The 25,882-nt window shown below is 43.2% G+C and carries 27 protein-coding genes; 4 read left to right on the top strand and 23 right to left on the bottom strand.

What is annotated here, in order from left to right; translation table 11 throughout:
* The first annotated feature begins 7 nt into the window (after positions 1-7).
* Genes proC through mtnB form a run of 4 tightly spaced genes read left to right on the top strand, consistent with a single transcriptional unit; the run spans position 8 to position 3,425 of the window.
* Entirely contained in the window at positions 8-877 is an 870-nt protein-coding gene (gene proC / locus AC3WJJ_RS04555) for a pyrroline-5-carboxylate reductase (RefSeq protein ID WP_492538401.1), read from the top strand.
* Positions 874-2,088 (top strand): 2,3-diketo-5-methylthiopentyl-1-phosphate enolase, encoded by a 1,215-nt coding sequence (locus AC3WJJ_RS04560; RefSeq protein WP_492538403.1) that lies wholly within the window; start codon positions 874-876, stop codon positions 2,086-2,088. The genes proC and AC3WJJ_RS04560 overlap by 4 nt, the downstream gene beginning before the upstream one ends.
* Positions 2,089-2,090: 2 nt before the next feature.
* Entirely contained in the window at positions 2,091-2,768 is a 678-nt protein-coding gene (locus tag AC3WJJ_RS04565) for a 2-hydroxy-3-keto-5-methylthiopentenyl-1-phosphate phosphatase (RefSeq protein WP_492538406.1), read from the top strand.
* Positions 2,769-3,425, top strand: a complete 657-nt coding sequence (gene mtnB / locus AC3WJJ_RS04570) for a methylthioribulose 1-phosphate dehydratase (RefSeq protein WP_422660857.1) — start codon at positions 2,769-2,771, stop codon at positions 3,423-3,425.
* Positions 3,426-3,523: 98 nt separating this feature from the next.
* Here the strand turns inward: mtnB and AC3WJJ_RS04575 are convergent, their stop codons facing one another.
* The 23 genes from AC3WJJ_RS04575 to AC3WJJ_RS04685 all read right to left on the bottom strand — a co-directional run bounded on the left by AC3WJJ_RS04575 (position 3,524) and on the right by AC3WJJ_RS04685 (position 25,798).
* The gene (locus tag AC3WJJ_RS04575) at positions 3,524-4,228 is read right to left on the bottom strand and encodes a hypothetical protein (RefSeq protein WP_492538408.1); all 705 of its coding nucleotides are present in this window, start codon (positions 4,226-4,228) and stop codon (positions 3,524-3,526) included.
* Entirely contained in the window at positions 4,215-5,321 is a 1,107-nt protein-coding gene (locus AC3WJJ_RS04580) for a hypothetical protein (protein ID WP_492538409.1), read from the bottom strand. The genes AC3WJJ_RS04575 and AC3WJJ_RS04580 overlap by 14 nt, the downstream gene beginning before the upstream one ends.
* 30 nt (positions 5,322-5,351) lie before the next feature.
* Entirely contained in the window at positions 5,352-5,810 is a 459-nt protein-coding gene (locus AC3WJJ_RS04585; protein WP_492538411.1) for a hypothetical protein, read from the bottom strand.
* Positions 5,807-6,415, bottom strand: coding sequence for an RNA polymerase sigma factor (locus tag AC3WJJ_RS04590; RefSeq protein ID WP_492538413.1), 609 nt, complete (start codon positions 6,413-6,415; stop codon positions 5,807-5,809). The genes AC3WJJ_RS04585 and AC3WJJ_RS04590 overlap by 4 nt, the downstream gene beginning before the upstream one ends.
* A 57-nt stretch (positions 6,416-6,472) precedes the next feature.
* On the bottom strand, positions 6,473-6,718 hold the full coding sequence (locus AC3WJJ_RS04595) for a hypothetical protein (protein ID WP_492538414.1): 246 nt from the start codon (positions 6,716-6,718) through the stop codon (positions 6,473-6,475).
* A 137-nt stretch (positions 6,719-6,855) separates the two neighbouring features.
* Positions 6,856-7,791 (bottom strand): cysteine synthase A, encoded by a 936-nt coding sequence (gene cysK / locus AC3WJJ_RS04600; protein WP_422660851.1) that lies wholly within the window; start codon positions 7,789-7,791, stop codon positions 6,856-6,858.
* A 197-nt stretch (positions 7,792-7,988) separates the two neighbouring features.
* Positions 7,989-8,459 (bottom strand): DinB family protein, encoded by a 471-nt coding sequence (locus tag AC3WJJ_RS04605; RefSeq protein WP_492538416.1) that lies wholly within the window; start codon positions 8,457-8,459, stop codon positions 7,989-7,991.
* 25 nt (positions 8,460-8,484) lie between these two features.
* Entirely contained in the window at positions 8,485-9,141 is a 657-nt protein-coding gene (locus AC3WJJ_RS04610; RefSeq protein WP_492538418.1) for an HAD family hydrolase, read from the bottom strand.
* A 188-nt stretch (positions 9,142-9,329) separates the two neighbouring features.
* Complete coding sequence (locus tag AC3WJJ_RS04615) at positions 9,330-9,908, bottom strand: PepSY domain-containing protein (protein WP_492538420.1); 579 nt, start codon at positions 9,906-9,908, stop codon at positions 9,330-9,332.
* A 167-nt stretch (positions 9,909-10,075) separates the two neighbouring features.
* The gene (locus AC3WJJ_RS04620; protein WP_492538422.1) at positions 10,076-10,828 is read right to left on the bottom strand and encodes a PepSY domain-containing protein; all 753 of its coding nucleotides are present in this window, start codon (positions 10,826-10,828) and stop codon (positions 10,076-10,078) included.
* A gap of 39 nt (positions 10,829-10,867) precedes the next feature.
* Complete coding sequence (locus AC3WJJ_RS04625) at positions 10,868-12,244, bottom strand: sensor histidine kinase (RefSeq protein WP_492538424.1); 1,377 nt, start codon at positions 12,242-12,244, stop codon at positions 10,868-10,870.
* On the bottom strand, positions 12,241-12,954 hold the full coding sequence (locus AC3WJJ_RS04630; RefSeq protein ID WP_492538426.1) for a response regulator transcription factor: 714 nt from the start codon (positions 12,952-12,954) through the stop codon (positions 12,241-12,243). Before AC3WJJ_RS04630 ends, AC3WJJ_RS04625 begins: the two co-directional genes overlap by 4 nt.
* Positions 12,955-13,069: 115 nt before the next feature.
* On the bottom strand, positions 13,070-13,810 hold the full coding sequence (locus AC3WJJ_RS04635) for a DnaD domain-containing protein (protein ID WP_492538428.1): 741 nt from the start codon (positions 13,808-13,810) through the stop codon (positions 13,070-13,072).
* 15 nt (positions 13,811-13,825) lie between these two features.
* Positions 13,826-15,121 (bottom strand): asparagine--tRNA ligase, encoded by a 1,296-nt coding sequence (gene asnS, locus AC3WJJ_RS04640; protein ID WP_492538431.1) that lies wholly within the window; start codon positions 15,119-15,121, stop codon positions 13,826-13,828.
* 31 nt (positions 15,122-15,152) lie between these two features.
* Complete coding sequence (locus AC3WJJ_RS04645) at positions 15,153-16,358, bottom strand: acetate/propionate family kinase (RefSeq protein WP_492538432.1); 1,206 nt, start codon at positions 16,356-16,358, stop codon at positions 15,153-15,155.
* Positions 16,355-17,227, bottom strand: a complete 873-nt coding sequence (locus AC3WJJ_RS04650) for a 3-hydroxyacyl-CoA dehydrogenase family protein (RefSeq protein ID WP_422660841.1) — start codon at positions 17,225-17,227, stop codon at positions 16,355-16,357. The genes AC3WJJ_RS04645 and AC3WJJ_RS04650 overlap by 4 nt, the downstream gene beginning before the upstream one ends.
* 136 nt (positions 17,228-17,363) lie before the next feature.
* Positions 17,364-18,866, bottom strand: coding sequence for an AAA family ATPase (locus tag AC3WJJ_RS04655; RefSeq protein WP_492538435.1), 1,503 nt, complete (start codon positions 18,864-18,866; stop codon positions 17,364-17,366).
* The gene (locus AC3WJJ_RS04660) at positions 18,859-19,392 is read right to left on the bottom strand and encodes a hypothetical protein (protein WP_492538436.1); all 534 of its coding nucleotides are present in this window, start codon (positions 19,390-19,392) and stop codon (positions 18,859-18,861) included. Before AC3WJJ_RS04660 ends, AC3WJJ_RS04655 begins: the two co-directional genes overlap by 8 nt.
* Before the next feature lie 246 nt (positions 19,393-19,638).
* Positions 19,639-20,157 (bottom strand): cell wall elongation regulator TseB-like domain-containing protein, encoded by a 519-nt coding sequence (locus AC3WJJ_RS04665; RefSeq protein WP_492538437.1) that lies wholly within the window; start codon positions 20,155-20,157, stop codon positions 19,639-19,641.
* Positions 20,158-20,185: 28 nt separating this feature from the next.
* Positions 20,186-21,487, bottom strand: coding sequence for an amidohydrolase (locus tag AC3WJJ_RS04670; protein ID WP_492538438.1), 1,302 nt, complete (start codon positions 21,485-21,487; stop codon positions 20,186-20,188).
* On the bottom strand, positions 21,474-22,127 hold the full coding sequence (locus AC3WJJ_RS04675) for a redox-sensing transcriptional repressor Rex (RefSeq protein WP_422660836.1): 654 nt from the start codon (positions 22,125-22,127) through the stop codon (positions 21,474-21,476). Before AC3WJJ_RS04675 ends, AC3WJJ_RS04670 begins: the two co-directional genes overlap by 14 nt.
* Before the next feature lie 36 nt (positions 22,128-22,163).
* On the bottom strand, positions 22,164-25,022 hold the full coding sequence (gene dinG, locus AC3WJJ_RS04680) for an ATP-dependent DNA helicase DinG (protein WP_492538440.1): 2,859 nt from the start codon (positions 25,020-25,022) through the stop codon (positions 22,164-22,166).
* A gap of 143 nt (positions 25,023-25,165) precedes the next feature.
* The gene (locus AC3WJJ_RS04685; RefSeq protein ID WP_492538442.1) at positions 25,166-25,798 is read right to left on the bottom strand and encodes a tetratricopeptide repeat protein; all 633 of its coding nucleotides are present in this window, start codon (positions 25,796-25,798) and stop codon (positions 25,166-25,168) included.
* Positions 25,799-25,882: the final 84 nt, after the last annotated feature.

The raw sequence follows: 25,882 nt of genomic DNA on the forward strand, positions 1-25,882 counted from the left end.
ACAACTTATGTGCCAATCTCCCCAGAATCGGCCTTTAATTGAAAAGGCAATCACCTTCTATGGTGCAGGTTCCATGGCTGAAGCAATCGTACGCGGTCTCTCTAGCCGTTCAGTCATGCGTCCTGAAGATATTTCAATGCTGAATAGAAGCAACACCAAGCGTCTGCAAGAACTACAGGATCGCTATGGTGTGAAAGTAAGCAATGACGCTCAGGAAAAACTAGAGATTTTAAAAACATCTCCCGTCATCGTACTTGCAATAAAGCCAAAGGATGCGGCAAAAGTATTAAAAGAGCTCGGACCGATTCTATCAGATGATCAATTATTGGTGTCCGTTATTGCTGGTCTTTCCATTGAGACGACTCAAAATCTGCTTGGTAAAAAGCAGCCTATTGCACGAACCATGCCGAACACATCAAGTTCCATCGGGCTCGGATCAACCGGTATTTCCTTCTCCAAAGAAATCGATTCAGAAATGCGTCAACTTGTGATGACCTTGTTCGAAGCGGTCGGAGATGTGACCGTCATCGAGGAAGATAAGATGGATATCCTGACAGGCATCTCCGGAAGTGGACCCGCTTATTTCTATTATCTGATGGAGGCAATGACTGCCGCAGGTATTCGGGGTGGTCTCACAGCTGATCAGAGCAGAGAACTCACCCTACAGACGATTATGGGTGCTGCCCGTATGGTTCAAGTAACTGGCGAACATCCTTCGGCTTTGCGTGCTAAAATCACGTCACCTAACGGCTCAACACAAGCCGCACTAGAAAGATTGGATCAAGGCGATTTTTTCGAAACCGTTATTGCCGCAGTAAATCGTTGTGCCGAGCGCTCTCGTGAAATGGGCGCAGTGCTGAAAGGACAAACCTCATGAGCAGATGTATAGCAACTTACCGTATCCACGATGACCATGCTGATTTCCGTAAGAAAGCTGAATCCATCGCTGTTGGTATGACCGTTGGTAGCTGGACTGAACTCCCGCAAGCCAAGAAAGAATCACTTCAGCAACATCTTGGCGAAGTTTATGCCGTTGAAATTCACGAATCACCTGATAACGAGCCTGGAGGCAGATATGCAGATGTTCGAATTGCATATCCCGACATTAATTTCAGTCGTGATATTCCTGCGCTCCTCGTTACGATATTCGGGAAAATTTCAATGGATGGACGAATCAAACTCATTTCTCTGGACCTATCTCCTGAGTTTCTGTCTGCCTTCCCTGGCCCGAAATTCGGCATTGAAGGTATTCGTCAACAACTGGGTGTATTCGATCGACCTTTGCTTATGAGTATTTTCAAATCCGTTATTGGCCTTAATGCAGATGAGCTCAGAGAACAGTTTGTGAGACAAGCTCGGGGTGGGGTTGATCTGATCAAGGACGATGAGATCCTATTCGAGAATGAACTGACACCGATTGCGACTCGTGTGAAGCTGTGTATGCAAGCTGCAGCTGAAGTCGAGCAGGAAACAGGCAAAAAGCTTCTGTATGCTGCCAATTTAACCGGGCGCACTTCAGGACTTAAGGATCAAGCACTTCGGGCAATTGATGCAGGAGCAAATGCACTTCTATTTAACGTCTTGTCTTACGGTTACGATGTACTACAGGAGCTTAGCTCCGATCCAGAGATTAACATCCCTATCGCGGCACATCCTGCTCTTGCAGGTGCCTTGTACCCATCACCACATTACGGAATAGCTGCACCTGTCCTGCTTGGTCAACTAATGCGCCTTGCTGGAGCAGATCTCGTTCTGTTCCCTTCTCCTTACGGATCTGTAACAATGCCGCGAGAAGAGAATCTTGCCATTCGAGATGAACTTCATAAAGCTGATCTCGGCGTGAAACGCAGTATGCCAGTGCCTTCTGCCGGCATTCATCCAGGGCTTGTTCCAAGAATCGTAAGTGACTTCGGACTTGATGTCGTAGTAAATGCAGGTGGAGGTATTCACGGTCATCCGATGGGAACCGAAGCTGGAGGCCGCGCTTTTGTACAAGCTATTCAGGCAACGATGGAAAGAACATCCCTAGCCGAGTATGCTGCTGAACATCCTGAGCTGAGAGCTGCTCTTGACATATGGGGAGGATAAGCATGACATCTAGAAAGACACCGATCATTTTTTGCGATTTTGATGGAACTATAACCGCGAATGACAACATCGTTGCCATCATGAAACATTTCAAACCAGAAGGTTATGAAACAGTCATGCAGGCAGTACTGGACCAAGATATTTCGATTCGTGAAGGCGTCGGGCGCATGTTCGCCTTGTTCCCTTCCTCTAGAAAAGATGAAATCGTATCGTATGCCCTGGAACATGCTGTCATCCGGGATGGTTTCCGTGAATTTTTGGACTACTTAAATGCTAGCAAAATTCCGTTTTATGTAACAAGCGGTGGTATTGACTTCTTTGTTGAACCTTTACTTCAACCTTTTGATATTCCTGCTGATCATATCTTTTGCAATGGTGCTGACTTTGAAGGTGAGCAGATCCGAATTACATGGCCTCACCCATGTCAAGAACCTTGCAGCAATGACTGTGGTATGTGCAAGGTGACTGTTATGAATAACTTCCCTGCTGAGGAATATACCAGAATATTAATCGGAGATAGTGTGACTGACTTTGAAGGTGCTAAAAAGGCCGATCTGGTCTATTCTAGATCAACCCTCACGGAGCGCTGTAAAGAGATTGGTGTTAACCATGTTCCTTTCGAGACGTTCCATGAAATCCTTGAAGATATGAAACTGAAAATGAACCAGGGGGTGCTGTAAATGAGTTTTTCTGATATTCGGCTGGAACATAAACAAACAGCGCTAAGCGAACTTAAGGGCGTTAAAGAATTATTCGCATCTCGTGGATGGTTCCCTGGTACAAGCGGTAATTTATCCGTTAGAGTTGGTGAGTTCACGCCAGAGCAGTTCCATTTTGCAATTACAGCAAGCGGCAAAGATAAATCTGTACATACACCAGAGGATTATCTCTTTGTAGATCAGGATGGCCGTCCTTGTGAAACAACAGGACTGAAACCAAGTGCCGAAACATTAATCCACTGTGAGATTTATCGTAAGACTGGCTGCGGAGCGATATTTCACGTCCACACGATCGATAACAATCTGATCAGTGATTGGTACGGTGAACAAGGTTATGTTCCAGCTCAAGGCATTGAGCTTATCAAAGCCTTTAATATTTGGGAGGAAGATGCGGCAATCCGTATTCCAATTCTTCCAAATTATGCGGACATTCCAAGAATCGCAGAGCTTGTACCTGATGCACTTGATCCTACAGTTCCAGGCATCTTGCTTCGTAATCATGGTATTTATGCGTGGGGACAGAATGCATTTGAAGCGAAACGCCATTTGGAAGCTTTTGAATTCATTTTTGAATATACGTACCGTCGTTTGCTTCTTAATGCAGCTCAGTCTAAATAAAATGAATACTTTATAACAAACAAAAAAATGTAAAACAAGCGGATTCAGCTTCGTTTTACATTTTTTTGTTATGTTAATTGCTTATTGGATTACTCTTCTTATCGTACTTCTCCGTTAGAATCACGTACAATGATTTTTAACGATGATGGAGCTGACACCGTCACATCAAGCCGATTCGACCCTCCATTCAATTTGTTGTATGGTGGATCTGATAAGTTTATATATAGTATATTCCCCGCTTGTTTCGTCTGGATCAGTTCGGACAAGGTTCCCTCTTCTTTCAGCAATTCAGCTTCCGATGTGTTTAAACTCCCGAATACAAGTAATTCATCTGAACTACTGTTATCTTTCTTCACGTTATAGATGTAGCTCCCCTGTACAATAACCTTTGTAACCCCTTGAGGTACATTCATTCGAATATCCGGTAGTTGGACAGTCTTATATACCGCTCCAGTCTCACGGCGAATATAGTCCATTACACCAGTTGAGCTAAGGGCAGCCATACCAATACAGCTAATGGTGAGAAGTCCGACGATGAGCATGCTGAACACATCATATTTTACGTACTCCCCTTTTCGGAAAAATAAGGTGTATCCCACAATTTCAACCCCAAGGAGTACAAACACGATCGGCCACCATTTCAGTGCATAATCGAACACTTCTATGCCTTTCCATTGACTGATTAATACTAACAATCCAAGCAGTAATAGTGAGATGCCCATGGAGAGCGTTCCCACTCTCCACTGTCGACCCGCTGTTTGTGGAACTTGTTCATAACCCGCTAGATGACTATTCTGATTCACGGTAATGTACCTCCTCTCGTCTACCTTTTTTGGATCCGGCCATTAGCTTGATCCCGCCGCCAATCAGTATAATAGATACAATCCCCGTCTTAAGGAAATTACGAATCTGGTAACTAATTTGGGCTTCCGGAAATATGGTTTCCAGATAAGGTAGAACGACACTTGTAAATACGAAGTAGACACCTAGTATGATTAAGCCTAATCCAAGCCACTTTTGATGATTCACAAAGCCTTCTATCACAGGTATATCACGAAGGGGTTCACGACCATAACGACCCACCTGCTGCAATCCGTCAAAGAAACAATAGAACCAGATCAGCGGAATGAGGAAAAAGAATAAGGTTAGTCTCAGTACATCAGTCACATATATGCTACCCAGGAACAAGACCATCATTTGCAGCCCACGTTTCTGAAGACCAAGATACATCTGACCTGCTCCCGGAAACGCTGAAAGGAGTGTTGCGAACACTTTGCTACGGCGACCTTCCTCACGACTGGATTCCAGTTCGTCAAATAACGTACGATCCAGAATCATTTCGCCAGCCTGCTTACGGTGTACCAATTGGACCACATCGAACATGCAGTAGAGCCAGATAATTGGCAGCATGCCGAGAAACAGCAGGAATACAGACTCATTAGTTAAACCTGCAAGAAACATAAGAATGGTCGCGAGTCCGAAAAATGAGATCAAGAAAGATAGACCACGCTGCATCAAACCCAATTGAAAATGTCCAAGTCCAGGAATAAAGGATAACAGAATGGTATAAAATCGCTCTGTATCTTCATTTTTATCCTGAGGGACTGAGATCGGACGTCCATACTCGTCGTGAATAATCATAGTCGGTGTATGTCTAATCAAAGCGATCAACAAATCGAGCATACTGACCCCCCATATGAAAAGGGCACCCAGAAAACCAAGAATTAACGGACTGTCATCATGAGTCCCAATCGCTAGAACAAAAGCAGCCATCAAGATACCAAAAAACATCACAGGATATAGCAGAGCTCTTCCTCTTCTTCCCCAGTAATAGTGACCTAGCCCGGGAATAACATTCATAATAAATGCAAGCCCTTTATTGCGTTGCGGTTGCACAAAGCATCATCCTTTCATTCCTATCAAAAATTATCGTGGCAAGATCAGGTCAAGCCAATTCGTCGTCTTTTCCATTAATTGTTCACTATAAGATGGAGACTCAGATTGCGGAAGTCTATGTTTTGTATCCTCAGGAAATAGTCTGTCAAACGTGCCAGAGAACATGAATACAATTGTAATGGAAGCAGCAACGGTATAATGAAACAAAGGTTTCTCATACCATTTCCTTGGTCTGTCGGACGAAAGTGGAATAACACGGGCACGGTAAGGGATCATTCCTTCATCCGCCAACACTCGATCTGTAAAGTCATCGGGATCAGCCATATCAGGGAGTTCGCTTTCCATTTCAGACATAACCTGAATATACATTTCGAGAGCAGCATCCTCTGAAAGCATTAATGCTTCCCAAGAAGCTGCAGCTTCTGGCGAGCACTCTCCCTTTATGTATCTCTCTGCTTGTAATCTCCAATCGAATGTCTCCTTGTTCATCTCCATTTCTCCTCCTTCCATGTTTTTCGAATCCATTGTCTAGCTCTGTAGAGCTTTGATTCAACCGTTTTAACAGTCACACCAAGCTCACAGGCAATTTGCTCGTAATTTTTCTCTTCTAAGTAAAAAGCCGTTATCACTTCACGATGATTATCCGGTAAACTCAGCACTTTTTGCCTCAGCTCATGTTTCTTTTCCTTATGAATCAATAAGTTAAGAGTATCCTCATCCCGGGAAGGAATCCGTTCAAGCTCTTCTTCGCGTTCTCCTTGTTGTTCAGGGGAACGCCTTACTATTTTTCGTTTCAAATCTATCGATTTATTTAGTGTAATGCGGGTTATCCATGTTTTAAATCCTTCAGAACGGTACTGGGGGAGAGCTTTAAATACTTGGATAAATACTTCCTGGGATGCATCTTCTGCTTCCTTAACATCCCGAAGTACCGAATACGCTGTATGAAACACATGTTTACTGTACATATTTACAAGCTCTCGAAAAGCGCCCTGATCGCCCTGCAAGATGCGTGTGATTAATCGTTCTGTTTCAATAGCTCTCCCCTCCTTCCCGTTAATAATAGACGTCGGACATTTATCTAAACCCTGCACTTTTATAAAAAAAATAAAAAAGAACGTCATTCGACGTTCTTCATTATACTATCAACCTCAATATTCTTCATCGACGCTAAGGTCATTTCCTGATTTACCCCAAATTTTACGAACGGTGAAGTCTCCAGCCATGGCAGATATAGGTACGATAACTAATACATACACAACAATGGACAATACATCTGTTAATGGAGGGTTCCAAGGCACCCATTGTTCCCATAACCAACTATATGCCAAATAGAAGATGCACAGATAAATAACGGTTACGATTGCAAATATCAGTTTTTCTTTACGACTCCCCATAAATATCCTCCTTGATTGTGAAATGTCCTGATGATTAGAAGGCACTGTAAAGCATAACATAAATATAAACATAAAGAACAGCTCCGGAATCGTCGCTGTTCTTTATGTTCTATTCGTATATAAAATTTTTAGAGAATTTACATTTCTTCATAAAGATTCGTAGATAGGTACCGCTCGCCACTATCTGGCAACAGAACAACGATATTCTTGTCTTTGTTCTCTGGCTTACTCGCGAGCTCTTTCGCTGCAAAAGCTGCTGCACCCGACGAAATCCCAACGAGCAGGCCTTCAACTTTTGCAAGTTCTCTAGCTGTCTCAATGGCGTCTTGATTACTAATCGTTATAATCTCATCAACAAATTCTCTATTAAAGTTGCCTGGAACAAAGCCAGCACCAATTCCTTGAATTTGATGGGCTCCACGCTTCCCACCAGACAGCACAGGAGAATCTGCCGGCTCTACAGCTACAATCTTAACACTTGCGTTCTTCACCTTAAGTACTTCACCTACACCTGAAATGGTGCCGCCCGTACCAACACCTGCTACGAATATATCCACTTCACCATTCGTGTCACGCCATATTTCCTCTGCTGTAGTCTTACGATGAATTGCTGGATTCGCCGGATTTTCGAACTGTTGGGTAAGGAACGCCCCTGGTGTCGAAGCTGCGATTTCCTCTGCGCGTTTGATCGCACCCGACATCCCTTCATTAGCAGGTGTCAACACAAGCTCAGCTCCGAGTGCAGCTAGCAGCTTTCTACGCTCCACACTGAAGCTCTCAGGTAGTGTAATGATAAGCTTGTACCCAAGCGCTGCAGCAGCAAATGCAAGTCCAACCCCCGTGTTTCCGCTTGTCGGTTCTACAATGATCGAGCCAGGTTTGAGTAGCCCCTTCTCCTCAGCATCTTTGATCATAGCGAATCCAATCCGGTCTTTTACACTTCCAGCCGGGTTAAAATATTCTAATTTAGCAATCACCTTACCTTGTAAGTGATGCTTCTGATTAAAGTTAGATAGTTCGAGTAACGGCGTATTTCCTATGAGTTCCGTTAAGTTTTTTGCGATTCCAGACATGGTGTTACCTCCAATAGATAGTTATCTCTAACCTTAACTTTAACATTCATAGCGATAAAAAACAAAAACCTGCCTAAGCAGGTTTCATGTTCGATATCTAACTATGCAACTATTCAACCAGCATCTGCTTATCCCCTGATCACATTTATGTTCCTGTCATTCAAATCTCACACACTCTTCCGCATACTCCCTCCTTGTTAGATGCTCCTTCCAAGTCCCCGACCTATAAAATTAGCTGATACTCTATCGATATTAAGCTCTTTCGCCCAGACCGATAACTGTCCCATATGGTGAATTTCATGAGCGATAACGTGGCGTAGAATCTCACCATACCGATAGGACTCTTCATCCCAAGGGACTTTCACGACTCTTAGTTCTCGATCATCCGTCAGTGTCCCCAAAATTTGTAGCAAATCTTTCCTATAGTCATCCGATAACCGCTGTATCGATTGAATGTTTAAGAAGTCTTCGATCAGTGGGGCTGGGTCATCATACCCTTCAATTCCGCGAATCCAGCTATACTCAACATCCACAATGTGAAACAGCGTCTTTATGATCGATCCGATTCCTCCAACCCGTTCCGCAGTAAGCTCTTCGATAGACAAACCCTTCAGTACCTCAAACCACTCATCACGAACCTGCCAATTATATAGAAATAATGAATACATTATTGATCAACTCTTTCTATGTACTTCAAACCTCAATCATACTAAATGCCATTAGAAGATCCTTCACAGTTTGTGTATGATACGTCGGTTCGGCCGCAATTAACTCTTCTTCCGCTCCATATCCGAAACCTACAGCTATGCTATGGATGTTATTGTTGTGTGCGCCGATCAAGTCATGCTTCCGATCACCAATCATAACCGTTTCCATAGGATTCAAATGATACTGATCGACGATGAACTTAATGATTTCTGTTTTATCCGAGCGAGTACCATCAAGCTCACTTCCACAGACGTGTGTAAAATAGGAGTCTAATTCAAAGTGAGACAAAATGCTTAGAGCGAATACCTCTGGTTTCGAAGTAGCAACGAACAAGTCTCTTCCCTGTGACTTAAGATGATCAAGCAATTCTTTAATTCCTACATACAATTCATTTTCATAAATTCCATGTTCTTTGAAATACTCTCTATAATGTGTAACTGCATCCCACGCTTGCTCAGCTGTAAAGGAATAAGCCTCCATAAAGCTGTTTTGAAGAGGTGGACCTATGAAAAATTCCAGTTTACTTAAATCCGGTTCGATAATATTGAACTTAGCTAGAGCGTACTGAACCGATTTTGTAATCCCAACCTTGGGGTCTGTGAGTGTTCCGTCTAGATCAAATAATACATTTTTATAGTTCATATCAGAGACATACCACCTTCCAATTCATTGATTCAATCATAACCTAACAGTTCCTCCCACTCTACAAGAAGTTACAAAAAATGAAAAAAAGCCCTAAGACATACTCTCAAGGTCATGAGATGTCTCTTTAGGGCTCTTTTGTATCAATACTTACTTTAGTAGTAAGCGACTAGCTTCCTGAAATAATCTTATTCATCGTGATCATCAAAATCTTGATCGATGGACAACACCTTACCTGTTACGGCATCGATATCAACATCAGCTTCACCATTCGACGTTCTAAGCTCGACTTCATAAATATAACGATTATCATCCGTATCAAGTTCCACTTTTACCACTTTACCACCGCTGACTTTCTTAGTAGCAATAGACGAAGCTTGGTCTGATGTAATCTTAACTGCTGAAGCTACAGCCGAACTATTCAGATTTTCATGATCATCGTCGTCATCTTTCGTATCTTTATTCAGTACTGCAAGCACTTTACCTGTTATGGCATCAACATGGACATCCACTTCACCGTTATCTTGATCGATTTCAACTTCATAGTATACTTTATCTTGCTTACGTTCCAAGTCTATATCGTCCACATGGCCCTTAACTTCCTTTAAGGCAGCTGTTTTAGCCTGTTCTAGTGTAATGTAACCTTGAGAAGTAGCTTTCGTTCCTAACGTATTTGAACCGCCAGTATTCCCACTAGCACCAACAACAGCTGTACCTCCAAGAAGCATTACAACACCTAAAGTACCGATCCACAATTTTTGTTTCATCATCTATTCCTCCTTCAGAATATGGCTCGTTCATTGCCTACACATCTAGATTATCCAACTTGAATGAGAGGCCGGAAAGAGAAAGATTAGAATTTGATGAGAAACCTCAAAGAATGAGTTAGTCCTGATAGGATCACCTTAGAACGAGCGTACTAGCCAGAAAAACATTATGAATCCTTATCGGATTCATCATCGTCCCAAGTAACTGAACGAATCGCACCCGATATCGCGTTAATCTCTACCGTCGCTTCACGACCATCCTCCAATTCAATATCAATCAGATAGTATGGAATGCCACCATCCGTGTCCCGAAGATCAACATCATCCACAACTCCAGGAATTTTAGTAAGAGCAATTTTTGACGCTTCCTCTTCATTCAGTAGTCTGGCTGACTTATCCTCATCATTCACTTGAGGAGATGGTTCTATATTTTGAGTTAAAAGTGTTTTGCCCGTATATGGATCTACAATAATCTCTACCGAATCCCCATTCTCCTCCTTAATCACCGCTTGATACACAGGCTCCCCATCTCGGCTAATGAGCTCTAACCGATCAATCCGACCTTTTGTACGAGCTTGCAAGGCTGCCTTCACTCGATCTCGACTCAGTAGTGCTTTTTGCTGTGTGTCACCTGTCTTTTCAGTTTGGCGAATGGAATGAATAGCACCGGAGGCTGCGTCAAGATCTAGCTGATACAACCCATTCTCCGAGCGAAGCATAACCTGATATTGCCCATTTTCCAAAAAGATTTGTTCGATCTCACCATCATATTGTCCTAATACGACCTGTTCAGCCTCTTCAGCTGTCAATTCTTTATCTTGAGTACTCCATGGCTGCCATAGCCATAGTAGGATTGCTATAGCTGCAGCTAAACCCAGCGCCCCAGTAAGCGGAATCCATCGTTTTTCTCGCTGCTTCATGCGCATCACCTCTCCATCCTATCTTATTCCTCAGTATAGCTAGCGAAGATTAGAATCTCCTGAGAAAGCGGAGAAAACAATAGATGCTGTCGTGCCCTCTCCGATCTTGCTATCCAGCTCGATCCGAACACCTAGCACTTGTGCAATATCTTTTGCTAGAGAAAGCCCGAGCCCTGAACCACCTGCAGTAAATTTCCTCGTTCGAGAAGGATCTATGCGGTAAAAGCGATCAAAAACCTTAACGAGTTCTTCCTTCGGGATGCCAATCCCTGTGTCGGTAACTCGAATCCAATGTTCAGTTCCATTCCCACCAACTTGAACCAATATTTGTTCCTCACTGTATTTACGTGCATTATCAAGAAGAATAAACAAGAGTTGCTTGAGCTTACTCTCATCTGTTTCTAGCCATATTGGGAGGTTCCCAGTAAAAGAAATGTCACGATGGTATGCATTTTGAAAGGAACGTACGGATTCCAAAGCCGTCTGCGTAATATTCACTTGTTGAGTGTGTACACTCCACTGCTCAGGCTTCCTAGCTAACATCAGCAACTGCTCTGTCATTTCACGCATTCGAATGGATTCGGACAAAATCGCTTCAACAGCTTCATCAAATACCTCAGGTCTATCCTTTCCCCGTCGTTTTAGTAAACTCGCATAGCTTTCTATAATGGTTAACGGGGTTTTGAGCTCATGAGAAGCGTCTGATACGAAGCGTTCCTGGCGCTCAAAGCTTGATTCAAGCATGTCGATCATCTGGTTAAAGGTCTCTCCCATTTCTGCCAGCTCGTCCTTCGAATCAGTTCCTAGTTTTAATCGCTTGAAATGTCCGCTCCCTAGGATCTCTCTCATCGTTCTTATCATGGAAGTAATTGGATTCATCATGCGATTTCCTAATATCCGGCTTGAAACAATCGCGGGAATTAGTGCAATACATGTAACTATGATAAGTACCGTCCTAAGCACCCGAAGACGATTCTCTGTTTCATTCATGCTTTCCATTACTTGTACATTGACCACATTACCATCAGGCCAGATCACAGGTACGGATACCCAAGCATAGCCCGTGCCCTCAACTCTGATTCGCTCTACTCTACGATGCTCTTCGTACGTATACTTTAGTTCACTTAATTCCTGCTCTTTCGATGTAATCACTGGAGAAGTGCTGGTTCCATCAGACCTTACAATTCTCAGCATTCCATCCAGTGGAGCGTAAGCTCGGAGCAAGTCATCCGGTGGAATGGTACTGGCCGACTGCTGTATTCCCTTTACAATCGATTCCGCCTCCGCCTCAGCACGTTTTAACTCATCACTTACTGACATGCGATCAAACAGAACATAAACTGCTATGTTCACAATGAATAATAAAACGGCAAACAAAACAGAGGAATACAGATAAATCTTACTCCTCAGTTTCATACTTGTTCCCTCAATACATAGCCGACTCCTCGTACGGTATGGATTAGCTCAGTAGCCCGTCCATGATCGACCTTCTTGCGAAGATATCGAATATATACGTCTACAACATTGGTATCTCCGTAATAGTCAAATCCCCATACTGCCTGTAATATTTGTTCACGGTGTAATACCTGTCGCTGGTGCTTGAGCAGAAATACTAACATATCATATTCCCTTGGCGTCAACTCAATATGATCCCCACCTCGAATTACTTCGCGTGTACGTTCATTTAGGCTTAGATCTGCAATATATAACCAAGCCTTCGACTCCATGCTTGATTCAGTCTCGGTGATACTTGCAGCTGTACTACTCAAGCGTAATGCAGCCCGTATACGTGCCAGCAGTTCTTCGATTTGAAAGGGCTTTGTCACATAATCATTCGCTCCAAGATCAAGCCCTGAAACTTTATCCTCAACGGAGTCTTTAGCCGTTAGCAGAATAACTGGAATCTGCGCATTATGCTGGCGAATTCGGCGCAATACTTCAATGCCGCTCATGTTAGGTAACATAATATCCAGCAAGATTAGATTCCAGTTCTCTGATCTATATTTTTCTAAACCTTCCGTTCCACTGCTTGCTTTCCCTACTCGGTAACCTTCATATTCGAGCTCGATTTCGAGCAGTCTTGCAATTTTTTCTTCATCTTCGATAACCAGTACAGCTTCGTTCATCGAATATCTCCCCCGCTTTTACTATCTGCTTCATCAACTTATATTGTCTTATATTACCCAGTATACAATAAACCCAGCACCAAAAAAGCACGTCCATAAAGGACGTGCTTTCGATCTATCTACCTATATTTCGGAATTTCTGTGTGTACGCTTTAGCATCTTGGGCAGTACGAACTCGGTTTCTGCTCCATTCAAGCAGTATGCGATCAATGTATCGGAAATGGACTTTCCCCGCAAACACTGCCTCTTTCAGAGCCAATAAGATAAGCTCATCCGGATAACGATCTTGATCCACCCAACCCGAGATCGTCTCGAGCTCCATTGGAGATAAAGGTCTACCGAATTCTTTTTCGAAGATACTAAAAAGATTTCGCTCTTCTTGCTCTGAAACAGCCTTCGAAGGAACTGGTACGTTAAACCGATTCATGGAATCCGGATGGACAACAGACTTAGCCGCCCTTATAGCTTCTTCCTCGTTCTCTTTGGCGAGCAGATGACCGAGCTTTGCATATAACCCGCTAAGATTATATCGCTCGTACTGTATGCCTCTCTCTTCATCAACATGCTCGTCTATACCTAGAAATCCTTCTTTCATGAGCTTCTGTAAGGTCATAGCCAGCACTTCAGCACTAGCCCCTGTGACCTGCTGTAACTCCTCTAGAGAAGGAAAACCTTTGTGTTCTACCTGTTGAAATCCAAGCAGATGAATCATTAGTATACACTCGCTGCTATTCATACCTAGTATATGGTAATAACGAAGTAATGCGTAAGGGATCACGGCCATACCCTGATTCATGCCCGCAGATGCACCGGCTGCCCAAGAGATAGACTCTCCAGCACCGTTAGCGTTATTCATCAATTCTCTCACCACTTACGGATACAACCGATACAGTGTACGAGGGAATGGAATTGTTTCGCGGACATGATCCAAACCACAAATCCAAGCTACAGTCCGCTCTAGTCCAAGACCGAATCCGGAGTGTGGAACCGTACCGTATTTACGGAGATCCATGTACCATTGGTATGAATCCATGGATAGGTTGTGTTCCTTGAAGCGTTCTTCTAACAATTCAGGATCATCGATACGCTGGGAACCTCCGATAATTTCACCGTAACCTTCGGGAGCGATCATATCAGCACACAACACTACTTCTGGACGGTTCGGATCTGGCTTCATGTAGAACGCTTTGAAGCTAGCTGGGTAATGTGTAATGAATACTGGCTTCTCGTATTTCTCAGCGATAGCCGTTTCATGAGGTGCCCCGAAATCTTCACCCCAAGAAATTTCATGACCTTGGGATTGTAAGAACTCGATTGCCTCATCATATGTGATTCGTGGGAATGGAGCTTGAATAGCTTCCAATTTCGAAATATCCCGTCCGATCGCTTCCAGTTCCTTGCGGCAGTTCTTCACAACAGACTGAACCACGTGACTAATGAACTGTTCTTGAACACGAAGACTTTCTTCATGATCTGTAAAAGCCATTTCTGGCTCAATCATCCAGAATTCAATCAGGTGACGACGAGTCTTGGATTTCTCAGCACGGAATGTTGGACCGAAGGAGTACACCTTACCAAGCGCCATCGCAGCTGCTTCCATGTATAGCTGACCACTTTGAGTCAAGTAAGCATCCTCTTCGAAGTATTTTGTATGGAACAGGTTCGTTGTACCTTCAGCTGATGTTGGAGTCAGAATCGGAGGGTCAACAAGCGTGAATCCATTCATATCGAAGTATTCTTGAATTGCACGAACAATTTCCGCACGAATAACTAGGATGGCACGTTGCTTCTGTGTACGAAGCCATAGATGACGGTGATCCATCAGAAAATCTACACCGTGCTCTTTTGGTGTAATTGGATAGTTTTCCGTAATATGAATGATCTCAATGCCCGTAACAGTCATTTCATATCCGGATTGACTACGAGGCTCTTCACGGATGATACCCGTAACATACAAAGAGCTTTCTTGTGTCAAACTTTTAGCATCATCCCATACTTGCTCAGGAACTTCGCTTTTTACAACGACGCCTTGGATATACCCAGTTCCGTCACGAAGCTGAAGGAACTGAATTTTTCCGCTGGAACGTTTGTTGTTGATCCAGCCGCCGATCGTAACCGTCTCCCCGACGTGCTGGCTGACGTGACGAATCACACATTTGGTGGACATGCAATAATCTCTCCCTTTGAACTACTCTTTACTATTTTGAAGCTGTTACAATGCGGTGTGTATCCCGTGCGATGACCAATTCTTCATTTGTAGGGATAACAAGGACTTCCACTTTGGAATTCTTCGTGGAAATACGACGCGGTTCCCCTGAACGTACTTTGTTCAGCTCCTCATCAATTTCAACACCTAGATAAGTCAACTGTTCAAGCACTCTTTGGCGCAGAACTACGGAATTTTCACCCACACCTGCAGTGAATACAATGACGTCCACTCCGTTTAAGGCTGCAGCATAAGACCCGATATATTTGCGTACACGATATTCGTACATGTCAAAGGCGAGGGTAGTGTTCGGTTCACCTTTTTCCATACCTTCCGTAATTTCACGCATATCGCTACTGATTCCTGAAATGGCTAGCAAGCCACTGTGTTTATTCAGCATCGAGTTCACTTCGTTCACTGTCAGTTCTTCCTTGTTCATGACATAAGGAACAATAGCGGGATCCAAGTCACCACTACGTGTACCCATCATGAGTCCTTCAAGTGGAGTCATTCCCATGGAAGTATCAATGGATTTACCGCCTTTAACAGCGGTAAGTGAAGCACCGTTACCGATATGGCAAGTGATGATCTTCAATTCTTCAATCGGACGATTGAGGAATTCGGCTGCAGCTTTACTCACGTATTCATGGGACGTTCCGTGAGCACCATAACGACGGACTTTATATTTATTATAAAGAACTCTAGGAATAGCGTACAGATAAGATTTTTCAGGCATCGTTTGATGGAATGCTGTATCAAATACAACCACCTGAGGAACGCCAGGCATGTTCAATTCTGCCGCTTTGATACCAAGCATTGCTGCAGGATTATGCAGTGGAGCAAGGTCAAACAGACGACGAATCTCGGCTTTTACATCGCCATCAACGAGAGCTGACTCTTTAAAGGATTCACCACCATGAACAACGCGGTGACCTACAGCCTGAATTTCTTCGATGGATGAAATCACGCCATGTTCCTTATCCGTCAGCATTCCTAGCACTTTACGAATCGCAGTCGTATGTTCCAGAATTTCACTAACTTCTGTTACATCCTGCTTTCCAGTTGGTTTGTGCGTAAGAATTGAAGAATCCATCCCAATTCGCTCAACCAGACCTTTGGCCAACACGGATTCGTCAGTCATGTTATACAATTGATATTTAAGGGAAGAACTCCCAGCGTTAATTACGAGAATATTCATATCCGGTCACCATCCTTGTCGTACTTAAAGAAGCCTTCTTCCGTCTTCACACCAAGATGACCTGCACGTACCATCTTTTTCAACACGGTAGATGGACGGAATTTAAGTTCACCGAATTCACGGAACATACGCTCAAGCGCAGCAAGTACAGAGTCAAGACCGAAGCGATCAGCCATTTCCAAAGGACCATATTGGAAGCTATAACCGATTCTCATCGCATCATCAATATCTTCCGCAGAAGCTACACCTTCCTGCAAAAGATGAAGTGCTTCGTTGATTAACAAGCAAATCATTCTACTGGATACAAAACCTGGTGACTCATACACCATGATTCCTTTTTTATCAGCTACTTCTTCAACGAAACGTTTCGTTTCAGTAAACGTATGCTCTGAAGTTTTCAAGCCGCGAATAATTTCAACCAGATCCACTTTAGAAACGGGATGAATAAAGTGCAGACCAATAACACGCTCAGGATACATCGTAGAGCTTGCAAGCTCCGTGAGACTAAGCGAGGATGTGTTACTAGCTAATATGATGTTACTTGGGCATACTTGATCAAGCTGTGCAAATACTTGTTTCTTAGATTCTAAATCCTCAGTAATTGTCTCTATCACCATATCGCAGGCACTTAGTTCAGCAAAATGTGTTACTTTCTGAATACGTCCAAGAATTAACTTCTTCTCCGCTTGGGTAATGCCCCATTTCTCGAGCTGTTTGTCGAGGCTGGTCTCAATCATCCCATACGAATAGTCCAACTTTTCGGGGGTTTTCTCTACCAGCATAACATCAAGACCTTTGGCTGCCAGCATTTCTGCAATGCCTTGCCCCATAGTCCCTCCGCCAATAACGCCGATTTTTTTGAAGTACATGGTTTCTGTTCCACCCTTTCCTTATCTGTAAACAATATTGTACCCTTCTTTGTCGAATAATACATTTTATAAGGCACAAGATATAATCATATCTTAGCATGACAAAAAAGTAAAAAAAAATAACCAGCATAACAATTTATGCTGGTAAAAGGGCATTTTCACGAAATTGACATCTGAATTGATCTCCGGACAATATTTCCTCTCTCATGAGTATGTCGAGAGAATTGTCGAAAACTGCTCGATTTTGTTCTAGCAAGTGTTTCGTTCTATTCATTAATTGTTCCAGAATCATATTATTCTCTTTCATCAGCTCTTCGGTTGTAACCATATTCATGTTGATAATACCCAGTGATGTTAGCCCTGATTTCATCATCGTTTCCACGATGTTCAGTGATTGTTCAAAGTCATTACTTGATCCCGTGCTACGTCCGCCATAATACATCTCTTCTGCTGCTGCTCCTCCAAGTGCAATCATAATCTGCTCTTCTAGGAAGGACTTCGTATAGAGATATTGCTCCTGCTGTGGATTGTGACGTACATAGCCTAGTGCTTTTCCTCGTGGACTTAGAGCTACCTGCTTTACACTCCCTGGTCTTACGAGTTCTGCCATGATAGCATGTCCCAACTCATGAATTGCGACCCTCTTCTTCTCTTCGAAGTTAGATTCACGGTCTGAACGTTCTCCCATCATAACTTTATCTATTGCCAATGATAGATGCCGCTGGTGGATAAACTCCTCATTCTCACGCATGGTATAAATTGCAGCTTCATTCATAACACTTTCAAGTTGTGCGCCTGAGAAACCGTAAGCTTCTTCCGCAATTTTCTCCAGATCAACATCGCTATGAAGAGGCTTATTTCCAGCGTGTAAATTCAGAATATGCGCACGTCCTTTTTTATCCGGAAGGTCCACCTGTATATGTCGATCAAAACGTCCTGGACGTAGTAGCGCACTATCCAACATTTCTTTACGGTTTGTAGCTGCAATGACAAGAATTCGAGGAGCCTCAGAAGTAAAGATGCCATCCATTTCAGTTAGCAGTTGGTTTAATGTTTGATCATATTCCCTTTGCTGCCCACCTTCACGCTTACCGCCAATGACATCAATCTCATCAATAAAAATAATGGCACTTTGTTTATTTTCTTTCGCTGCACGTGTTCTAGCCTCTTTAAATAAATCACGAATTCTACCAGCACCTACACCCACATACATTTCAACAAATTCACTACCTGAAGCGGCAACGAACACCGAGTTCGTGTAGTGAGCTGCTGCTTTTGCCATCAGAGTCTTACCTGTCCCTGGGGGACCTGTTAGAAGTATCCCTTTCAGTGGCCGGATCCCGAACTTCTTAATCTCTTCGTGGCGAATTAGGAAATCAAGCGCTTCTCTTAGCTCCTGCTTGGCATTATCCTGGCCTCCAATTTCTTCAAAGGTCAGCTTCATAGGGGAGCCTTTCTTACGTTTACGATCCCCTCCCGCTCCTACTGCAATTCCCCCCTTCATCTTCGCGATGAATAGAAGAGTTCCAACAAGCATAGCAGCAATCAGAATCGGAACAATGTTTACACCAATAAAGGCCAGAAACACAAACAGGACAGGAATGAATCCGATGAATACTTCTTTGGACCACTTAGGCATGGTTCCACACCTCCACTTTGCCCGGTTGACGAGGCAAAATAATAAACTTACCAGACTTTCCATCAGATAAACTTACATATACGTTCTGATCATCAATCTGCGCAGTTGCTTTAAACTCAGGTGAGCGTTTTGCCAATTCATCCAAAGATGTCTGAATATCCGTGTATTGTTTATTATCCATCGCTTCGGCGACGGATAGCATAGCATCATCCCACCACTCATTTAGCTGTTCTGATGAATGATCTTCAACCTCAATTTTTAATGCACGTTTTCCTACGACCGCCTTACCTTCTTTGTTTATATGTTCAACCAATCCACGTAAATTCGTGTCTGGCTTTAAATCAAGTTTCAAAGTGACGGTATCCTGGTTAATATCAATTTGAGAGCTTTTTACGCCTTCATACTGTGATACCACATTGATCAACGGATTCTGAAGAGCCATTTGCCGATACAGATACCATCCACCAAAAAGTACCGATGCCGAGATAACGACCGTCAGAACGATAGGAACAATACGTAGTTTCAATGAAGTTCCTCCTTGTTAAATAGATGATATATAGCCGGTCTATCTTATGATGCATACATAACGTATGTCTTCTTCTAACATATACTTGTATACGTTAAATACAAATATGAGTATATCACATCTTATATACTTTTTCATTTTCAAGCTGTGAAAATATTAAAAACTATTTAATTATTTTTTATGCAAACGCTTACATATATGAAATCAAACACACCCCATCCTAAATGAATGGAGTGTTATTATGCTTTACTGATTCGGTAATGTAATGTCTTCGCCGATTGGACGAGCATCCTGAAAACGGTAGAATCGGTATTTTGTTTCATTGTTTAGGTTATACAGCAGCTGCCATACATACTCACCCTCATACATTCCAGGGACGAGCCGTTCGATTACAGCACCAGGCAAATCTGAATTGATCTGAGCTCTTATCTGCGCTTCAGACTTACCGTCACTTAATAATTCTGTATGAACCGTGTCGGCTCCTCCGAATGGTTTATGCTCTTCTGTAAACTTAACCCATACAATAATGTCTTTGTTATCAACATTTTGACCTGTAATAACCCAATACAAACTATCCTTGTCCCAAACTGATTTATAAGTTTTATCCCTCTTAATCAGTCCACCATGTTCTTGAGCTGCTATAATAGCCGCATTTTCTTCTTTCCAAGTATCAGACATGACATAAGAATAATAAATTTGACAAGCCAATAATATGAGCAGAATTCCAGAAACGCTGGAGAGTATCCACTTTGTTTTTTTCTTCAATCTGCGTTCCTCGCTCCCTTGTTATTCCCTAAAGGGTTAACAGCCGTTCGAACGCACTTTGGGCTTCACGGCGAATCTTCTCTTCATCAAGCGTTAAACAATTACCATTCTTGACGATCTGTTTACCATCGACCCATACATGTTCCACATCCTTCGCACTTGCTGAATAGACGGCATGTGAGATGAAATCCGTGTGTGGTAAGAAATGGGCTTGATCCGTATTCAACGCAATAAAATCTGCTTTCATTCCTGGAGCTAGCGTACCAATTTCATCTAAGAATAGAGATTTAGCTCCATAGATGGTACCCATACGAAGTGCTTCCGATGCAGGTATTGCTGTCGGATCACCCGTAACACCTTTATGGATGAGAGCTGCTAAGCGCATTTCCTCGAACATATCCAGGTTGTTATTGCTAGCGGGACCATCTGTTCCTAAAGATACCGTAACACCTGCTTTAAGAAGCTCTGGCACCCTCGCTACACCACTTGCCAGTTTAAGATTACTCCCTGGGTTGTGAGACACAGCAACATTATGAGCTGCCAAAATTTCGATCTCTTCATCCGTTAAATGAACTCCATGCGCTACTAAAGTCGGTCTGGAGAACACACCTAGCTTTTGTAAATGAGCTACGGGTCTCAGACCATAATCCTGGACATTTTGCTGTACTTCTGCAGCGGTTTCGGACATATGTGTATGCAGTGGCAGATCCAGATCGTGTGCAACCTGAACAAATTTCTCAATGTAATCTGGAGGGCAAGTATATGGAGCATGTGGTGATATCATCGTTGTTATACGGCCGTCTGCTTTTCCATGCCAATCCTTGGCGAAAGCTGTAGCCTCATCCAATTTATGCTTCTGAACCTCTGGCGAACATAGTCCAATTACACCACGGGTTAACACACCACGCATGCCTGATTGTTCCGTTACTGCAGCGACCTGATCCATATGGTCGTACATATCCAGGTACGTTGTAGTGCCGCCTTTAAGCATTTCAACTAGCGAAAGGGAGGAACCCCAATATACATCATTCGCCGTGAATTTAGCTTCCATTGGCCACATTTTCTCCTGCAGCCATACCTGAAGTGCGAGGTCATCTCCATATCCACGGAGAAGTGACATCGCTGTATGTCCATGCGTATTGATTAAACCGGGCATAAAGAAAAGATGCGTACCATCAATGATTTCAATATCGGCCTCGACCTGCGGTTCTTCTTCGCCAAGGTAAGTTATACGATCATTCTCGACGACCATATATCCACACAGAATAGATTTCTCTTCCTGGAGGACAGCAAAGGTACCATTTTTGATCATCCACTTATGATTCGTCATGTTCGGCATCTTCCTTTCCGTTAACTAAGTAATAGGCCAAACTTTGAAGGTCTGTCGTGAAATCCGCCGTATGGATGCGAATTTGTGGTGGAGCTTTCAGAATCGTTGGAGCAAAATTGAGAATCGCTTCAATCCCCGCTGATATCAAACTATCTGCTACAGCTTGCGCCTCGACATCAGGAACTGTAATAATACCGATCCGAATTCCCTTCTCCTTGATTGTTGAAGTCAATTCTTCCATAGGCTGAACAACGATATTGTTAATGGATGTACCCACTTTCGGAGTATAAGCATCGAATATAGCTACAATCTTCATATTATCTTTCAAGAATGCGTTGTAGTTAGACAAGGCATGTCCAAGATTACCTGCACCAACAAGCACTACATTAATCTGCTGATCCAGTTTCAGTATATGCCGGATTTTTTCGATTAGGTATGTGACATCGTAGCCAATTCCCTTTCTACCGAAATCTCCGAAATAAGCAAGATCCTTGCGAATCTGTGCTGGGTTCAAATCTAGTTTTTGTCCTAACTCTTGCGAGGACACGGTTGCTACCTCCCGAACATGAAGTTCGTTTAGGTAACGTAAGTAAACGGGCAGTCTGCGTACTACGGCCTCCGAAATTTTTTCCGATTTCATGCATGCTCCCCCTAATAATAAACTCAAAATAATATTCTAATGTTCCTCTTCCTTCCCCATCCACTCCGTGATCCGAGAAACCATTTGCTCTGTTGGCATATGCTCCATCTTCGGTCCAGGTAGTGAATACAAGAAGTGCTTACCATAGTATGATTCAATTACACGGGTATCATATACAATGACGATTCCTTTATCTTGTGCTGTTCTTACAAGGCGTCCGAAGCCTTGTTTAAAGCGAATAACAGCCTGTGGCACAGATAGCTTCATGAATGGATTCTTCTTTTGTTGTTGAAGTAATTCACTCTTCGCCTCAACAAGCGGATGATTTGGCGGTTGAAATGGCAATCGGACAATAGCAAGGCACGTTAGAGCCTCCCCTGGAATATCAACACCTTCCCAGAACGAACTAGTTCCCAAAAGAACGGAAGCACTGCTATCTTGAAACCTGCGAATCAGCTTCGTTCGACTCGTTCCATCCATGCCTTGTCCAAGAACAGCGATGTCACTAGATGACAAGGCTTCTTTCAGAGGCTCATAAACCTGACGAAGCATACGGTAAGAGGTGAATAGCACTAACATGCGCCCACGCGTCACCATGGCCGTATCTGATAGAGATTGGACCAAAGTATTTACGAACAAAGGATCTCCAACGGTTCCCTTTACGCTCGGAAAGTCTCTTGGAATTAACAATAATGCTTGCTCCCGGTAATTAAAAGGAGAAGGAAGTTGAACGGTGTTTAATCGTCCTTGTTCCGAAGCTTCTTGAAGTCCCAAGTTATCAATCATATACTGAAACGATTTATCCACAGATAGGGTAGCAGACGTTAGGATCACGCTCTGTTTCTTGTCAAAAAATAATTCCTTCAACTGACTACTTACATCAACAGGTACCGCGTACATCTGCAATGATTTGCTGCGGAAATTCCCATTGGCCTCCATCCAGTAAACAATACCGTCATCATTCAAAGTCATAAAAAACTTCAAATTCTCACGATGTGAAGCCAAATCCTTAAAGAGTCCATTAATATCCGTAATCAAACTATCTGCACTGTAATCATCCAGTTCTTCACGAATCTCAGAAGTGAGTCGATCACCCTGTCGAACCACGTCACCTAAGGTTACATATATTTGATTCTCAAGTTCTGTTAAGCTAACCCAATCCTTAGGTTTCTTGGACGGCGAAAGACGAAGTGTAAATTGCCCCGACTCACCTGAAGTATCTCCACGCTCAGGTAAAAGACCAAAAAGGAGATCATTTAGGCGATCCCAACTCTCCTTAACCGTCAGAAGATCAGGATAGATCCGATCAATGACTGCTGTCCAATCCCCTGCCTTCTCATGTGCTGAGGTTTGAAGCAATTGACGCAGTGCTGGCAACTGTCCATTCCGGCTATCCTTATATAGGCGGGTCAGTGTATGAACCACAGTGAAATACTTCAAATTAAGCCCTAGATGCTTACCTGCCACATCTTCTAAATGATGTGCTTCATCTATGACAAGCCGTTCATAAGATGGCAAGAGCTGATGATTAGCCTTCACATCAGTGAACAATTTCGAATGATTCGTGATGACCACATCCGCAATTCCCGCTTCGTGTTTCGCACGATGGTAGAAGCATTTACGGAACCACGGGCAAGCACGGCCCAAACAAGAGTCCGATTCACTTGCAACCGTCTCCCAGTAATCTCCGCCCCGACCTCCAAGGTTAAGCTCTTCATCATCCCCTGTCTCTGTCTGAGCTAACCAGACAATCATCTGAGCAGATGTAATGATATCTTCTTTAGGTGTATTAAAATCTCTTCTGTTTATTTTATGTTCAAATTTTCTCAAACACAAATAATGCTGTCTTCCTTTGAAGACGGCGGCTTTAAACGGAAACGGTATTACCTTTGTCATTAATGGAATATCCCGTTCACGAAGCTGTTCTTGGAGGTTAATGGTATGTGTACTGACCATGACCTTCTGTTCTTGTTTCACACTCTGATATATGGAAGGAAGCAAATATCCTAACGATTTGCCCGTTCCTGTCCCCGCCTCAATCAGAAGATGCTTATCTTCTTCTAAAGCAGTCATGACTTCCTCGAACATAATGTCCTGAGCATCACGGCTTTCATATTGTGGCAGCGTCTCTCTAAGATTGTCGCGTACTTGAGACATATATTCATCAAAAGAAACATCTGCAAGCGGATTGTTCTCATTCTCAGCCCGTGGAGGCGCCATCTCCGTCCAATCCTCTATATTCAGAGCAAACTGGCGGAAGTATGTGAAGTTATCTGGTTCCTGAAGGGCTTGATTCTCTAAATTCACTCGCATTCCGTCAAAGAACCAACCTAGGTCACTGTCTTCATCTACAAAAAGATCACTAAGTCGTTGAATCGTGATGAGCGGTAACTGATCAAGCTCTTCGAGACACTTCAAGAGCGCATATGCGGTAGCCAGTGCATCACTGTCTGCTTGGTGTGGCCGATCATGCTCAAAGCCAAAGTGGGATGATACCATCCCAAGCTGATACGATGTTAGTGATGGGAAACAAATTTTCAAAAAGTGTATCGTATCAAGAATCCGTCCGCTAAAAGGCAAATAGCCACAGCGGTCGAGCGCATTTTGTAAAAAATTAAAGTCAAAGGCCACATTATGACCCACAAGTACAACATCATCGAGCATTGGTACCAGTTCCATCATCATTTCCTCTAGTGAAGGCGCATCTGCTACATCACTGTCCGAAATACCTGTTAAACCTGTAATAAACGGTGGAATCGGAATCCCGGGATTGACATAAGAGCCGTATACTCGGGAAATACTGCGATCTTCATCGATGATGGCCAGCCCCACTTGAATGATTTCATCGGCTGACTGGTTGCCCGTGGTTTCAAAATCCAATACGGCAAATTTCATGTTCGTATAAATCCCTTTCCTTCCAGTCTAAATAACAGCATAACAGAAGTCACGCCTTTTGAACATTATAGACATAAAAAAGACGATGCCGCAGACTCGACGTAAGAACACCGAGTGGGCATCGTTTTTGCACAGACTCCTATTCATAACAGCGATATCAATTGACTTCCGTATTGCAGCTGACCACGGTTTTTGTGGCAAACTTCCAGGTTATTGAGTGGATCGGGAAGCGTAGGATCACTTTGAATAGCTAGTGTAAAATAATCCCGTGCATTCTCTGTCCTTCCGTTAATAACCTGAATACACCCCAGTGCATTATAGATCATGGCTTGCAGAAACCTTTTATCGTCTGCGAGTGGCAGAATCGACATTAGATAATCTGAAGCTTCTACCGTTTCACCCAGATGCAGATGAGCCATCGCTTTATATAATCGGATCAGTAAGCTCTCGGGGTAAACGGATGCAGCAGCAGCAAACTGGGTAATTGCGGGCCTAAACATCAGTAACTTGTAGTAACCTTGACCGCGAATAAAGCTATCGAGCTGCAATTCAGGTGATTCAGTTGGCGGAAAAACCGGAGCTGTAGCTGCACTTTCACGGAATAAAGCCATTTTCTCTTCAAAATGAAGCCATTCGTCAATGATACCTTCGCTCATGCTCTTCAGCAAGTTCCAGTTATGAGCCAGTGCCTGTTTCTTGGGACCGTGTGCGGAAGGGTAATGCTTCACAATTTCATCTAACATGTTGTTCATTTCGTCGAATACATGCTGAAACATGGATTGCATCCCACCCCTAGCAGAAAAATGAGATCAGTGCGTCGTGCATGAGTTCATTTTTTGTTAAAGCGGTCTTTTTCATTC

The sequence above is a fragment of the Paenibacillus sp. FW507-14B1B genome (assembly GCF_058781425.1).

What these genes read in the sequence shown, in the direction of transcription:
- proC (WP_492538401.1), top strand. Translation starts at nt 8, where the DNA reads ATGTGCCAATCTCCCCAGAATCGGCCTTTAATTGAAAAGGCAATCACC.
- AC3WJJ_RS04560 (WP_492538403.1), top strand. Translation starts at nt 874, where the DNA reads ATGAGCAGATGTATAGCAACTTACCGTATCCACGATGACCATGCTGAT.
- AC3WJJ_RS04565 (WP_492538406.1), top strand. Translation starts at nt 2,091, where the DNA reads ATGACATCTAGAAAGACACCGATCATTTTTTGCGATTTTGATGGAACT.
- mtnB (WP_422660857.1), top strand. Translation starts at nt 2,769, where the DNA reads ATGAGTTTTTCTGATATTCGGCTGGAACATAAACAAACAGCGCTAAGC.
- AC3WJJ_RS04585 (WP_492538411.1), bottom strand. Translation starts at nt 5,810, where the DNA reads ATGAACAAGGAGACATTCGATTGGAGATTACAAGCAGAGAGATACATA.
- AC3WJJ_RS04595 (WP_492538414.1), bottom strand. Translation starts at nt 6,718, where the DNA reads ATGGGGAGTCGTAAAGAAAAACTGATATTTGCAATCGTAACCGTTATT.
- cysK (WP_422660851.1), bottom strand. Translation starts at nt 7,791, where the DNA reads ATGTCTGGAATCGCAAAAAACTTAACGGAACTCATAGGAAATACGCCG.
- AC3WJJ_RS04605 (WP_492538416.1), bottom strand. Translation starts at nt 8,459, where the DNA reads ATGTATTCATTATTTCTATATAATTGGCAGGTTCGTGATGAGTGGTTT.
- AC3WJJ_RS04610 (WP_492538418.1), bottom strand. Translation starts at nt 9,141, where the DNA reads ATGAACTATAAAAATGTATTATTTGATCTAGACGGAACACTCACAGAC.
- AC3WJJ_RS04615 (WP_492538420.1), bottom strand. Translation starts at nt 9,908, where the DNA reads ATGAAACAAAAATTGTGGATCGGTACTTTAGGTGTTGTAATGCTTCTT.
- AC3WJJ_RS04620 (WP_492538422.1), bottom strand. Translation starts at nt 10,828, where the DNA reads ATGAAGCAGCGAGAAAAACGATGGATTCCGCTTACTGGGGCGCTGGGT.
- AC3WJJ_RS04625 (WP_492538424.1), bottom strand. Translation starts at nt 12,244, where the DNA reads ATGAAACTGAGGAGTAAGATTTATCTGTATTCCTCTGTTTTGTTTGCC.
- AC3WJJ_RS04630 (WP_492538426.1), bottom strand. Translation starts at nt 12,954, where the DNA reads ATGAACGAAGCTGTACTGGTTATCGAAGATGAAGAAAAAATTGCAAGA.
- AC3WJJ_RS04635 (WP_492538428.1), bottom strand. Translation starts at nt 13,810, where the DNA reads ATGAATAACGCTAACGGTGCTGGAGAGTCTATCTCTTGGGCAGCCGGT.
- asnS (WP_492538431.1), bottom strand. Translation starts at nt 15,121, where the DNA reads ATGTCCACCAAATGTGTGATTCGTCACGTCAGCCAGCACGTCGGGGAG.
- AC3WJJ_RS04645 (WP_492538432.1), bottom strand. Translation starts at nt 16,358, where the DNA reads ATGAATATTCTCGTAATTAACGCTGGGAGTTCTTCCCTTAAATATCAA.
- AC3WJJ_RS04650 (WP_422660841.1), bottom strand. Translation starts at nt 17,227, where the DNA reads ATGTACTTCAAAAAAATCGGCGTTATTGGCGGAGGGACTATGGGGCAA.
- AC3WJJ_RS04655 (WP_492538435.1), bottom strand. Translation starts at nt 18,866, where the DNA reads ATGCCTAAGTGGTCCAAAGAAGTATTCATCGGATTCATTCCTGTCCTG.
- AC3WJJ_RS04670 (WP_492538438.1), bottom strand. Translation starts at nt 21,487, where the DNA reads ATGACGAATCATAAGTGGATGATCAAAAATGGTACCTTTGCTGTCCTC.
- AC3WJJ_RS04675 (WP_422660836.1), bottom strand. Translation starts at nt 22,127, where the DNA reads ATGAAATCGGAAAAAATTTCGGAGGCCGTAGTACGCAGACTGCCCGTT.
- dinG (WP_492538440.1), bottom strand. Translation starts at nt 25,022, where the DNA reads ATGAAATTTGCCGTATTGGATTTTGAAACCACGGGCAACCAGTCAGCC.
- AC3WJJ_RS04685 (WP_492538442.1), bottom strand. Translation starts at nt 25,798, where the DNA reads ATGTTTCAGCATGTATTCGACGAAATGAACAACATGTTAGATGAAATT.